The organism is Paraburkholderia sprentiae WSM5005, from assembly GCF_001865575.2.
GTDB classification, from domain to species: domain Bacteria; phylum Pseudomonadota; class Gammaproteobacteria; order Burkholderiales; family Burkholderiaceae; genus Paraburkholderia; species Paraburkholderia sprentiae.
Genome location: NZ_CP017561.2, coordinates 885,682 through 898,100 on the forward strand (window position 1 = coordinate 885,682; position 12,419 = coordinate 898,100).

At 65.6% G+C, this 12,419-nt stretch carries 9 protein-coding genes; 3 read left to right on the forward strand and 6 right to left on the reverse strand.

Features of this window, described 5'->3' with window-relative positions:
- Both parC and BJG93_RS04160 read left to right on the forward strand, forming a co-directional pair.
- On the forward strand, positions 1-2,322 hold the full coding sequence (gene parC, locus BJG93_RS04155) for a DNA topoisomerase IV subunit A (protein ID WP_027197082.1): 2,322 nt from the start codon (positions 1-3) through the stop codon (positions 2,320-2,322).
- 115 nt (positions 2,323-2,437) lie between these two features.
- A complete protein-coding gene (locus BJG93_RS04160; RefSeq protein ID WP_027197083.1) occupies positions 2,438-2,896 on the forward strand; it encodes a CopD family protein in 459 nt (152 codons plus the stop codon).
- Positions 2,897-2,960: 64 nt separating this feature from the next.
- On the opposite strand, the gene BJG93_RS04165 is transcribed toward BJG93_RS04160, so the two are convergent.
- From BJG93_RS04165 to BJG93_RS04190, 6 genes are all read right to left on the reverse strand, one after another.
- Entirely contained in the window at positions 2,961-4,169 is a 1,209-nt protein-coding gene (locus BJG93_RS04165) for a chromate transporter (protein ID WP_027197084.1), read from the reverse strand.
- Between the two features lie 37 nt (positions 4,170-4,206).
- On the reverse strand, positions 4,207-6,567 hold the full coding sequence (locus tag BJG93_RS04170) for a bifunctional diguanylate cyclase/phosphodiesterase (RefSeq protein ID WP_027197085.1): 2,361 nt from the start codon (positions 6,565-6,567) through the stop codon (positions 4,207-4,209).
- Positions 6,568-7,029: 462 nt separating this feature from the next.
- The gene (locus BJG93_RS04175) at positions 7,030-7,929 is read right to left on the reverse strand and encodes a PhzF family phenazine biosynthesis protein (RefSeq protein WP_027197086.1); all 900 of its coding nucleotides are present in this window, start codon (positions 7,927-7,929) and stop codon (positions 7,030-7,032) included.
- Between the two features lie 195 nt (positions 7,930-8,124).
- Positions 8,125-8,589 (reverse strand): RidA family protein, encoded by a 465-nt coding sequence (locus tag BJG93_RS04180; RefSeq protein WP_027197087.1) that lies wholly within the window; start codon positions 8,587-8,589, stop codon positions 8,125-8,127.
- A gap of 103 nt (positions 8,590-8,692) precedes the next feature.
- The gene (locus tag BJG93_RS04185) at positions 8,693-9,889 is read right to left on the reverse strand and encodes an aminotransferase-like domain-containing protein (RefSeq protein WP_027197088.1); all 1,197 of its coding nucleotides are present in this window, start codon (positions 9,887-9,889) and stop codon (positions 8,693-8,695) included.
- An 86-nt stretch (positions 9,890-9,975) separates the two neighbouring features.
- Complete coding sequence (locus BJG93_RS04190; RefSeq protein WP_407675288.1) at positions 9,976-10,677, reverse strand: VOC family protein; 702 nt, start codon at positions 10,675-10,677, stop codon at positions 9,976-9,978.
- Between the two features lie 222 nt (positions 10,678-10,899).
- Here BJG93_RS04190 and BJG93_RS04195 point away from each other — a divergent pair, with 222 nt between their 5' ends.
- Positions 10,900-12,357, forward strand: a complete 1,458-nt coding sequence (locus BJG93_RS04195) for an aminotransferase-like domain-containing protein (protein WP_027197090.1) — start codon at positions 10,900-10,902, stop codon at positions 12,355-12,357.
- Positions 12,358-12,419: the final 62 nt, after the last annotated feature.

Genomic DNA, 12,419 nt, shown 5'->3' on the forward strand with positions numbered 1-12,419 from the left:
ATGGACGACGATAACACTCTCGACCTTTTCAACCAGCCGCCGTCGGACAGCGACGTGCTGACCCTCGGCAACTACGCGGAGCGCGCGTACCTCGAGTATGCGGTCAGCGTGGTCAAGGGCCGCGCGCTCCCCGATGTTTGCGACGGCCAGAAGCCGGTGCAGCGCCGCATCCTGTTCGCGATGAACGAGATGGGCCTCGGCGACAACGCGAAGCCGGTCAAATCGGCGCGCGTGGTCGGCGACGTGCTCGGTAAGTACCACCCGCATGGCGACCAGTCCGCGTACGACGCACTCGTGCGTCTCGCGCAGGACTTCTCGATGCGCTATCCGCTGATCGACGGCCAGGGCAACTTCGGCTCGCGCGATGGCGACGGCGCGGCGGCGATGCGTTACACCGAAGCGCGCCTGACGCCCATCGCGAAGCTGCTGCTCGCCGAAATCGACCAGGGCACGGTCGACTTCATGCCGAACTACGACGGCTCGTTCGAAGAGCCGAAGGTGCTGCCGGCGCGTCTGCCGTTCGTTCTGCTCAACGGCGCATCGGGCATCGCCGTCGGCCTCGCGACGGAAATCCCGTCGCATAACCTGCGCGAAGTCGCGGGCGCGGCGGTCGCGCTGATCCGCAATCCGAAGCTCTCGCATGCGGAGCTGATGCAGCATGTGCCGGGTCCGGACTTCCCCGGCGGCGGCCAGATCATTTCGAGCGAGGCGGAAATCGCCGCCGCGTACGAAACCGGCCGCGGCAGCCTGAAGGTCCGCGCGCGCTGGAAGATCGAAGATCTCGCACGTGGCCAGTGGCAACTCGTCATCACCGAGCTGCCGCCGAATACGGCCGCGCAAAAGGTACTCGAGGAAATCGAAGAACAGACCAACCCGAAGATCAAGCTCGGCAAAAAGGCACTGACGCCCGAGCAGTTGCAGACCAGGCAGACGCTGCTCGCGCTCGTCGACGCGGTGCGCGACGAATCGGGCAAGGACGCGCCGGTGCGTCTCGTGTTCGAGCCGAAGTCGAGCCGCATCGATCAGACCGAGTTCGTCAACACGCTGCTTGCGCACACGAGCCTCGAATCGAACGCGCCGCTGAACATGGTGATGGTCGGCGGCGATGGCCGGCCGCGTCAGAAGGGCTTGAGCGAAATCCTGCACGAGTGGATCGCATTCCGTTTCGCGACGGTGACGCGCCGCACGCGGCATCGTCTGTCGAAGGTCGACGACCGGATTCATATTCTCGAAGGCCGGATGATCGTCTTCCTGAATATCGACGAAGTGATCCGCATCATTCGCGAATCGGACGAGCCGAAGGTCGCGCTGATGGCCGCGTTCGGCCTGACGGACCGCCAGGCCGAGGACATCCTCGAAATCCGGCTGCGTCAGTTGGCGCGCCTCGAGAAGATCAAGATCGAGAAGGAGCTGGCCGAGCTGCGCGACGAGAAGGCCAGGCTCGAAGAACTGCTCGGCAGCGAATCGGCGATGAAGCGGCTGCTGATCAAGGAAATCGAAGCCGACGCGAAACAGTATGGCGATGAGCGCCGCACGCTGATCCAGCAGGAAAAGCGCGCGACGTTCGAAGCGCGCGTGGTCGACGAGCCGGTCACGGTCGTGGTGTCGCAGAAAGGCTGGGTGCGCGCGCTGAAGGGCCACGGGCTCGACCCCGCGGGCTTCAGCTTCAAGGCCGGCGACGGCCTGTATGCGGCGTTCCTGTGCCGCACGCCCGACACGCTGATCGCGTGGGGCAGCAACGGGCGCGTCTATTCGGTCGCGGTGGCTCTGTTGCCGGGCGGACGCGGCGACGGCGTGCCGGTCACGTCGCTGATCGAGCTGGAATCGGGCAGCCATCTGATGCACTACTACGCCGCGCCGGCGGAACAGGCGCTGCTGCTCGCGTCGAGCAATGGCTTTGGCTTTATCGCGAGAGTCGGCGACATGGTGAGCCGCGTGAAGGCCGGCAAGTCGTTCATGACGATCGATGCCGGTGCGGTGCCGCTCGCGCCGATGCCGATGCTGCCGGATGCGGCGCAGGTCGCGTGTCTGTCGTCGGGCGGCCGTCTGCTCGTATTCGGCCTCGACGAGATGAAGACGCTGTCGGGCGGCGGCCGCGGCGTCACGCTGATGGCGCTCGACGACAACGAGGCGCTCGTGCAGGCGCTCGCGATCAACAAGGCCGGCGTGATGCTGATCGGCACGCGCCGTGGCGGCCGCGTCGACGAAGAGAAGCTGGCCGGTGCCGAGCTTGCGGCGCATGTCGGCAAACGCGCGCGCAAGGGACGCTCGCCCGCCAGCAAGCTGAAGCTCGACGGCATGCGTCCGGTGCTGCCTGCCTAGAATTGACGTCGATACCCGGAACTGCGTGCATCACACACGGTCGAACGCGCTCAGTTGCTGCTGAGCCGGAGCAAGTGTCCTAAATGGTGTGACGTCGTCGGGAGAGGAAAACTACATGAACAAAGCTATCGAAGTCGCGCTTTTTCTGCATCTGCTCGGGGTAGCGGTGTGGGTCGGCGGTATGGTGTTCGCGCATTTCTGCCTGCGTCCGGCGCTCGGCGATCTGTCGCCGCAGCTTCGCCTGCCGCTGTGGGAGTCGGTGTTCGGCCGCTTCTTCAACTGGGTCGGGGTGTCGGTGCTCGTGATCCTGATCAGCGGCGGCTTTCTGCTGATGCAATTCGGCGGCGGCCATGCCACCTGGCCTCTGCATGCGATGGCCGGCCTCGGCATCGTGATGATGCTGATCTTCGGCCATATCCGCTTCGCGGTGTACCCGCGCATTCGCCGCGCCGTGCAGGCTCAGAAGTGGCCCGATGGCGCGCAGGCGGTCGGTACGGTCCGCCGTCTCGTGCTGATCAATCTCGTGCTGGGCGTCGTGACGATCGGCGTCGCGGTGCTCTCACGCGGGTTCTGATGTCCTGATACCGCTGTTCGCCAGCGGGGCGCGTACGGCGCGATGCGGCGGGGCCCGCGCGGCGTCACATCGCGGCCCCGTACGCGATCCACAAACCGCACGCCACCGCCACCGTTGCGTACACGGCATACACCGGCACCTTCAGCTTCGCGAAGCACATCGCAGAGAACGCCGCGGTCAGCAGATAGATCGGCTCCAGCGGAACATGCGCGGCGATGCGCAGCACCGCGACCGCCAGAAACGCGGTCGTGACCGCGCGCAGAATCCTCATGCCGTGCTCGAAGCGCGGGTTCGCCTTCAACTGATGCAGATGCCGCTGCGCGAGCACGACGAGGCAACCCGACGGCACGAATAGCGCGAGCGTCGCGATCAGCGCACCCAGCCAGCCATCGACGAGATAACCGAAGAACGGCACCACGTTCAGCAACGGTCCGGGAGACAACGGCGACAGCGAAAACGCGAGCGTGAAGTCATTATCGGATACGCCGACCGCCGGCGTCACGAATAGCGTCTTCAGCACCGGCAACGCCGAGAAGCCGCCGCCGAACAGCGTCATGCCGGCGCCCGCGAGGCGCGGCCATAGCAGCGCGAATTCATAGCGATGCGGCAGTGGCAGCGCAAACAGCACGAGCAGCACGCCGAGCGCGGCCAGCAGCCGATAGTCGCCGCGCTCGAGCGACACCGCGAGTCGCGCGTCGCGCTCGGGACTCGCGAACCAGCCGATGCCGAACGCCGCGCCGAGCATGACGACGTACGCCGCGGCGCTGTGCGCGTACAGTAGCGCGATGCTGCCGAGCATCGCCGCGGCCCCTTCGAGCTTGCCGCGCACGAGCGCGCGCGTCTGCTTGTACCAGGTGAGCGCGATCAGCGTCGCGAGCACGACGCTGAAGTGATGCAGCAGTGTTTGCGACGCTGCCGTATGCACGATGCGCGTGCGGTAGAAGATCGCGAACAGCGTCATCAACGTGAAGAATGGCAGCACGCTCGCCACACCGGCGACCCATGCGCCCGCGCGTCCGCGCAGCGCGTGCCCGAGTTGCACCGCGACGTTGCAGCCGACGGGTCCCGGCACCATCCACGCGAGCGCGATCAGATCCGAGAACGCCACGCGCGAGAGCCGCCCCTTGCGTTCGACGTAGTGATGCTCGAGCTGCGCCATCAACGCGAGGCCGCCCCACGACAGCGCCGACAGGCCGCACACGACCCGGAACAGCGTCCATAGCGGCTCTCGTTGCCCGCGGCGGGCAGCCTCATCGCTCGTCATGGTCTGCATCGGCGCTGCGGAGACCCGCCGTGCGGGCGCCCGCCCTTTAGTTGCTGGTGCTGGATACGCTGCTTGTGCGATCGGCTTCGTGCGCGGCGCGGCGGCCGCTCAGGCTGGTCGTGCCGCATACGCCGAAGCGCTCGAGTAGGGCCGCAATCGCCTCCGCCGGCACCGGACGCGAGAACAGGAAGCCCTGTGCCTCGATGTTGCCGAGCGCGGCCAGCCACGCGATCTGCTCTTCGGTCTCCGTGCCTTCGACCACCACCGTGAGCCCGAGCGAGCGCGCGAGGTTGACGATCGCGGTGACCATTACGCAGACGCTGCGATCGCCCGGGATCGCCTGCACGAACGAACGGTCCACCTTCAGCGTATCCACTGCGAAGCGATTCAGATAGGACAGCGACGAATAGCCGGTGCCGAAGTCGTCGAGCGCGATGCGTACACCGAGACGCTTCAACGCGAAGATTTTTTCGGAGACGACTTCCGGAAATTCCATCATCGTCGTTTCGGTGATTTCGAGCTCGAGGCGGCGCGCGGAAATGCCGGTTTCCTCGATCGCGCGTGAGATCGTTTCGAACAGGTCGCCGCGCCAGAACTGCACCGCCGAAATATTCACCGCGAGCGACAGCGTGTCGTAGCCCTGCTGCTGCCATTGCGCGAGCTGACGGCATGCGGTCTTGATCACGAAGTCGCCGATCGGCACGATCAGGCCGGTCGACTCGGCCACCGGGATGAATTCGTTGGCCGAGATCAGTCCGTGCTGCGGATGGTTCCAGCGCACGAGCGCTTCGAAGCCGGTGATGCAGCGACGCGCCAGATCGATCTTCGGTTGATAGGCGAGGAACAGTTGCCCTTCGGCGAGCGCGACGCGCAGCTGCTGCTCCCACTTCATCAGATGGTCCGCGCGATGCGACAGCTGCGGCGAATAAAACTGGTAGCAGTTCTTGCCGGCGTCCTTCGCGCTGTACATCGCGAGATCGGCTTTCTTCAGCAGGTCGATCTCGTTTTCGTTGGCGACCGAGTACAGCGCGATGCCGATGCTCGCATGCAGCACGAACGAGCTGCCGCGCACCTCGAACGGCTTCGAGAACGCTTGGCTGGCGGCTTCGGCGAGCGCGACCGCGCGCTTCTCGACATCGTCGCCCTTGATCACGACGACGAACTCGTCGCCGCCGATGCGGCTCAGCGTACCGTCGTCACCGACCGCGGTGGCCAGACGCGAGGCCGTCATCTGCAGCACGATGTCGCCGGCGTTGTGGCCGAGCGTGTCGTTGACGGTCTTGAAGTTGTCGAGGTCGATAAAAAGAATCGCAAGCCGGCCGAGATTGAACGGCAGCGCGACGTCCTGGCGCAGCGCCTGCAGCGTCGCATAGCGATTGCGCAGCCCGGTCAACAGATCGTATTCGACGAGCTGCGTCATCTCGCGCTCGCGGCCGAGCAGCTTGCCGATCAAGCCGGTCGCGACCGCGAAGAAGCTGAGCATCGCGAGCGAGATGAAGCCCGCCATCAACAGATAGACGTTGCGCGTGTGGTTGTAGTCGGCGAATTCTTCGGCCTGCGAAAGACCGACGAGCACGCCGAGCGGATAGCCGTCGATGTGCCGGTACGACACGATGCGCGTGACGTTGTCGATCGAATCGACGTAGGTGCCCGACACGTGCTCCGAGGTCGGATACGTGCCGCTCGCGGTGAACGTGCTGCTCGTCCTGTTGGCGTTGCCGGTGCGGCGCGCGAGCACGGTGCCGCTGTCCGAAATGACCGCGATCACGCCTTCGCGGCCGATCGCCGCGTTGTTGTAGAAGTCCGACGTGAAATAGCTCGGGTCTTCGGAGACCACGACGACGCCCGCGAACGAGCCGTTCGGATGATTGAGACGCCGTGTCATCTGCAGCGTCCAGTGACCCGACACGCGGCCGAGCACCGGCTTGCTGATGTACAGCTGATCGTCGTTCTCGTGCTCGTGGACCCTGAAGTGCTCGCGGTCCGAGAGGTCGATGTGAGCGGGATTGAGTTCGGCCGTATTGGCGATCAGTCTGCCGTGCTCATCGATCAGCGACACCTGCACGAGCGTTTCGCTTTGCACGACGCCTTTTTCGACCGTGCTCGCGAGATCGAAATGATTGGGCGTCTTCTCGAACTCATACTTGACGAAGCGCGTGATCTGATCGACCTGGTGAATCGCCTTGATGGTGTGCTGCTCGAGCGCCGCGGAGAGTATGGCGGACGACGCCATCGCTTCGCGGTACGTCGCGTCCCTTTCTACCGACAGCCGCGCGAAGATCACGGTCCAGAGCAGGATCAGTACGACGATGCCGAGTGCGGGAATGACGAGCAACGCGCGCCGGCGCGTGACCATTGGATCGCGTCGCAGCCTGGCTTCGCGCGGCTCGGAGAAGCGGGACGTCATCGTGCGTGCCTTGGCTGGGCGCGGGGCGCTTGCAAACGCACGGGCATCGACTGCGCGAAATAGATGGATGGCTGCATGGTGACCAAGGTACCAAAGCTGCTGCGCAGAGGAAGAGGGCGTGGCGCCGCGCCGGACCGTCCACAGGTCATCGAATAGAGTTCGCTATATACGTCTCGATATTACTGAATGGCACTCGATTAAGGAAGCTTCCCGGCATGGGGTATACGCTGTCGCGCCGGTGCCTTTGTCCAGCTGTTCATGTGCGCTGCATCGCCGGTCTGGTGGCGCGATCGATCGGTGGTGTGTCGAAGGTTTCATCGACACGCGGCCGACATGAATTCGGAGAACCAGGTATGGCGACGCAATCGTCTGCGGCGTTTTGTGGAGTGAAGCGGCGACATGCGGCGTCTCGCCGTGGCATGCGCGCGAAGCCGCAGTTCGTTGCAGTTCGCCGCAGCTCGCTTAAGCAAGCCGGCACGTGCCGTCGACGATCGTCACCGAAGGCCCGCCGATCCAGATCTTGCCGCGCGCATCGTCGTAGTGGACCGACACGTCGCCCGCGCGGCCGAGCGCGGTGCCTTGACGCGCGGTGTAGCGCGCGCCGGGGCGACGTTGTTGCAGGTTCAGCAGACCCGCGAGCGCGGCATTGGCGCTACCCGTCACCGGGTCTTCGCCGATGCCGAAGCCGCCGCCCGCCATCAGGCAACGGACTTCGAAGGTCGCGGGGCCGTAGGCGTCGTGCGGCCCGTAAACAGCGATGCCGTGTGTGTCGACCGACTGCACGAGCTCGGCGAGTGCCGCTGTATCGGGTTCTAGGGCGAGGCAGGCGCGCGCCGATTCGACCCGCACGACGAGCCACGGTGCGCCGTTGTCGACCGCGCACGGCGGCGCGGTGAAATCGATCGCCTGACTACGTAAAGCCGTAGCCAGCGCTTCGTAACGATGCTCGGCAAGCGGCGTCACCCGCGCGGGCGGCGCGGCAAACGCCCATGCGCCGTGCATGGGGTCGGCGCCGTCGAGCGCTTCGAGTTCGACGAGACCCACGCCGCATTGCTGGATCAGCTTGCCGGCCTGCTTCGGCTGGTAGCCGCTGTCGCGCAGAGCGTGCGCGGTGCCCAGCGTCGGATGACCCGCGAACGGCAACTCGCCGCCCGGCGTGAAGATGCGCACGCGATAGTCGGCGGCCGCATCGGTCGGCTTCAGCAGAAAGGTGGTTTCGGACAGGTTGGTCCAGCGCGCGATGGCCTGCATCTGCGCGATATCGAGCGCGTCGGCATCGAACACGACGGCAAGCGGATTGCCCTTGAACGGTGTCGACGTAAACACGTCGACCTGTTTGAAGCGAACGGTGTGAGCGGACATCGACAGGCCCCGGCGCAATGGACGTTAAGGGAGTTCGCGGATTCTATCTGCCTGCGCGCCGGCGATCCACCGTCGCCGTAAAACAAAAACGCGCCGCCGGTGCGTGACACCGGACGGCGCGTTTCAATCGCAATGCGGCGTAAATAATTGACACATGTCACGCGACACCGCATGCAGTGTCACATCGCGTCGACGCTATTGGACCTCGGCAATCAGTTCGATCTCGACGCACGCGCCGAGCGGGATCTGTGCGACGCCGAACGCCGAGCGCGCGTGCTTGCCGCGCTCGCCGAACACGTCGGCGATCAGCTCGGACGCGCCGTTCGTCACCAGATGCTGCTCGGTGAATTCGAGCGTCGAGTTGACGAGGCTCATCAGCTTGACGATGCGCGTCACGCGGTTCAGGTCGCCGACGTGCGCATGCAGGGTGGCGAGCAGATCGATCGCGATCGAGCGGGCCGCGGCCTTGCCTTCGTCGGTAGTGAGCGTCGCGCCGAGCTTGCCGGCCCACACCTTGCCGTCCTTCTTCGCGATGTGACCCGACAGGTACACCGTGTTGCCGCTTTGCGCGCTCATCACATAGGCTGCTGCCGGCGCACCCGCCGCCGGCAGTTCGATGCCGAGTTCCTTGAGCTTGTCGTACACATTCGATTGAGCCATGTCGTGTCCTCGTTTCGGTGAGATTGCATGAATGCGGGCGGGGCGAAGTCCGCACGCAGCGCGCGTGCACACTTCGCCCCGATGGCCGTGCGGCTAACGCCGTTTAGATTTTCGCGCGCACGATTGCGGCCAGACGCGCCACGCCTTCGTCGATTTTAGCCGGTGGCACCGTGACGAACGACAGGCGCAGCGTGTTGTGCTGCGCGTCGCTCGCGAAGAACGGAGCGCCCGGTACGAACGCGACGTTTTGCGCGACCGCTTCCTCCAGCAGCTTCATGGTGTCGATCCCCGCCGGCAGATTGACCCAGATGAACATGCCGCCTTCCGGGCGGTTCCAGCTTACGGCTTCGGGCATATAGCGTTCGAGCGCGGCCAGCATCGCGTCGCACTGGTTGCGATACAGCTCGCGGATCGTCGGCACGTGCGTGTCGAGGAAACCGTCCTTGACCACTTCGTGCACGATGCGCTGCGTGAAGCTCGGCGTGTGCAGGTCGGTGGCCTGCTTGGCCTGCACGAGTTTGAAGATCAGTTCTTCGGGCGCGATGATGAAGCCGACCCTCAGACCCGGCGCAAGCACCTTCGAGAACGAGCCCAGGTGGACGATGTGATCGGGCGCCATCGACAGCATGGTCGGCAGCGGTTCGCCCGCGTAGTCGAGTGCGCCGTAGGGGTCGTCCTCGATCACCGGAAACGGCGCGGTCTTCGCGAACTCGGCGAGCGCGCGGCGGCGTTCGACCGGCAGACGGCGGCCCGTTGGATTCTGGAAGTTCGGCTGCGCGTACAAGAGACGCGCGCCTTGCGTCAGTTCCGGTGTCAGGCCTTCGGGGATCAAGCCCTGCTCGTCGGTCGGGACCTGAGCGTAATGCGGCTCGTACATCGAGAACGATTGCAGCGCGCCGAGGTAGGTCGGCGTTTCGACCAGCACCGGGCTATCCACGCAGATGAGCACCTTGCCGAGCAGGTCGAGCGCCTGTTGCGAACCGGTGGTGATCAGCACTTGCGACGCACGGATCTGCGCGCCGTTGATCGAGTGGCGTTGCGCGACCCATTCGCGCAGCGGCAGATAGCCTTCGGTCGCGCTGTACTGCAGCGCGGCGGCGGGCGTGTCGCGCAGAATGCGGTCGGACGCCTCGCGCATGCGCTCGGCCGGGAAGGTGGCCGGCGAGGGCAAGCCGCCGGCGAAGGAGATGACTTCGGGCCGTTCCGTGACCTTGAGAATCTCGCGGATCGCGGAGCTCGTAAGCTTGCGCGCGCGTTCGGATAATTGCCACGTCGGGGCTTTCAGGTCGCTTTGGTCCATGATCTCCTCTGCTGGTATTTCTGGAACCGGTCAAAACTTCGATTATCGCGCGACTCGGCAACCGTCGCCGCTGCATCACGCGCTGCTTATCCGAGGGTTCGCAGTCCCTCGGGTGTTTCAAATTCGGCGACGAGCGCCGCGGCACCGTCGGTCGCCCTTACGTCGAGCAGATGCGCGGCGCCGAGCCAGCGCAGTTGTTCGCCGATCAACTCCGGCCGTGGATGCGCGGCTTTCAATGCCTTCAGCGCGAGTTGCGTCGGCGCGAGCAACTGCGACGGATGACGCGTCGAGTCCCACTGGATCAGCGATGGCAGCACGCCGTCGCCAGCGCCTTGCCAGGCGGGGAACGACCCGTCGTCGGGCACTGTCAGGCCCCACGTGAAATCGCCGCGCGTCATCGGCACGACCGGTGCGATGCGCTGCGGATACTGCGCCTGCCACGTCGCGAGATGCCTCGGCCGCTCGACGCGCGCGACCCAATGCGACAGATACGGCCCGTTTTCGAGTCGCGCCTGGGTCGCGGGGTCGTCGAGCGCGAACAAGCGCGGGCGCGGTGCGGTGCCGTCGATGGTGTCGGCCGCGGCACGCGGATCGATCGCGATGACTTCCAGATAGACGCCACCCCACAGGCCGAGCAGGCGGTTATGGGTGCGCATGAGCGGATGCGCGCCGCCGCCAGATGGTGCGACGCCGAGCGTATCGGCGACGTACTGGACGCCTTCGTCCAGCGTGCGCGCGGAGACTACCAGATGATCGAGGCTGAGCGATTGGGATGTCAGGGCTGTCATGGCGGATCGATGGAAAACGCTGCTCTGCGCAAAAGCCGCTGCGGGCACGTGTAACGGCTGCGCTGCCGCGGCGGTAAAGCATAACCGTTTGCCGTACCGGCGGGCCATGCGGATGGTTTTGCGTTGCGTCATCACGCTTCGCCGGATTCAAATGTAACGGCCGTGACCTGCACAGTAACGGTACAATCGGCTCGATACTGTTCGATACAGTTGGAGCCCCTCATGTCCGTCCCCCTTGCTCAGATTCCCGCCCCGCACAACACCGCGTCGCTGACGCTGGTCGAACAGCTGGTCCAATGGGCGCGACGCCGCATCGAGGAGCGCGTGTTCCGCCCCGGCATGCGGATGCCGTCGATCCGTAAGCTTGCGCTCGACAAGGGCGTGTCGCGCTTCACGGTGGTCGAGGCCTACGAGCGGCTCGTCGCCCAGGGGTTTCTCGAGTCGCGGCGCGGCTCCGGCTTTTACGTGCGCGAGCGCCAGGGCGGCGCGGCGACGCTCTCCGAGCTGCGCCCGCGCGCCGAGGCGCTGCCCGCGCCGGCCAATATCGACGTGGTCTGGCTGCTGCGCAATATGCTGCACACGGGCGCGCGGCCCGAGCGCAGCCCCGGGCTCGGCTATCTGCCGGCGCGCTGGCTCGACGGCGACCTGATCACCAACGCGCTGCGCACGCTCGGCCGGCAAAGCGGCATGCAGATGCTCGGCATCGGCACCGCGCAAGGTTTCCTGCCGCTGCGCCAGCAGTTGCAGACGCGGCTCGAGGAACTGGAGATCGGCGCGTCGCCCGAGCAGATCGTGATGGTGTCGGGCATCACGCAGGCGATCGACCTCATTTCGCGCATCTACGTGAAGCCGGGCGATGCGGTGATCGTCGGCGATCCGGCGTGGTTTCAAATGTTCGGCTGCTTCGCGTCGCAGGGCGCGCGGCTCGTCGGCATGCCGTACACGCCGGAGGGCCCCGATCTCGACACGCTCGAAGCGCTGGTCCAGCAATGGCGGCCCAAAATGCTGGTGGTCAACTCGGTGCTGCAGAACCCGACCGGCACGTCGCTCACGGCAGCGCAGGCGTTTCGCATCCTGCGGCTTGCCGAGGCGTACGACTTCATCGTCGTCGAGGACGATATCTACGGCGACCTGTGCCCGCCCGGCTACCCGGGCACGCGGCTCGCGAGCCTCGATCAGTTGAAGCGCGTGATCTACCTGGGCAGCTTCTCGAAGACACTGGCGCCGAACCTGCGCGTTGGTTTCATCGCGTGCGCGCCGGAAGTCGCGATGGTGCTCAGCAATCAGAAGATGCTGGTCGGCATGACGAGCCCCGAGTTGAACGAGCGCGTGATCTACAAGATTCTGACCGAGGGCCACTACCGGCGGCACGTCGAGCGCATCCGGGCGCGGCTCGACGGCGTGCGCGAGAAGGCCGTGCGGATGATCGAGAAGACTGGCATGAAGCTGTTCCTGACGCCGACGGCCGGCATGTTCCTGTGGGCCGACACCGGCGTCGACGCGGGCGCGCTCGCCGCGGCCGGGCACGAAGCCGGTTATCTGCTGACGCCGGGCGGCCTGTTTTCGCCGCAGCAGTCGCCGAGCACGTGGATGCGCTTCAATATCGCCAATTGCGGCGATCCCGAGCTGCCGGCGTTTCTCAGCCGGTATCTCGACGGCGTCGCGCGCCGCGCCTCTTGAAACCGCCCGGGTCGTCCCCATTTGCGCGAACGATCCGGCGGCCCGGCGATCCGGCACGGCAG

Excerpts from the sequence above, each read along its gene's own strand:
- parC (WP_027197082.1), top strand. The coding sequence starts at position 1 with ATGGACGACGATAACACTCTCGACCTTTTCAACCAGCCGCCGTCGGAC.
- BJG93_RS04160 (WP_027197083.1), top strand. The coding sequence starts at position 2,438 with ATGAACAAAGCTATCGAAGTCGCGCTTTTTCTGCATCTGCTCGGGGTA.
- BJG93_RS04165 (WP_027197084.1), bottom strand. The coding sequence starts at position 4,169 with ATGCAGACCATGACGAGCGATGAGGCTGCCCGCCGCGGGCAACGAGAG.
- BJG93_RS04170 (WP_027197085.1), bottom strand. The coding sequence starts at position 6,567 with ATGACGTCCCGCTTCTCCGAGCCGCGCGAAGCCAGGCTGCGACGCGAT.
- BJG93_RS04175 (WP_027197086.1), bottom strand. The coding sequence starts at position 7,929 with ATGTCCGCTCACACCGTTCGCTTCAAACAGGTCGACGTGTTTACGTCG.
- BJG93_RS04180 (WP_027197087.1), bottom strand. The coding sequence starts at position 8,589 with ATGGCTCAATCGAATGTGTACGACAAGCTCAAGGAACTCGGCATCGAA.
- BJG93_RS04185 (WP_027197088.1), bottom strand. The coding sequence starts at position 9,889 with ATGGACCAAAGCGACCTGAAAGCCCCGACGTGGCAATTATCCGAACGC.
- BJG93_RS04190 (WP_407675288.1), bottom strand. The coding sequence starts at position 10,677 with ATGACAGCCCTGACATCCCAATCGCTCAGCCTCGATCATCTGGTAGTC.
- BJG93_RS04195 (WP_027197090.1), top strand. The coding sequence starts at position 10,900 with ATGTCCGTCCCCCTTGCTCAGATTCCCGCCCCGCACAACACCGCGTCG.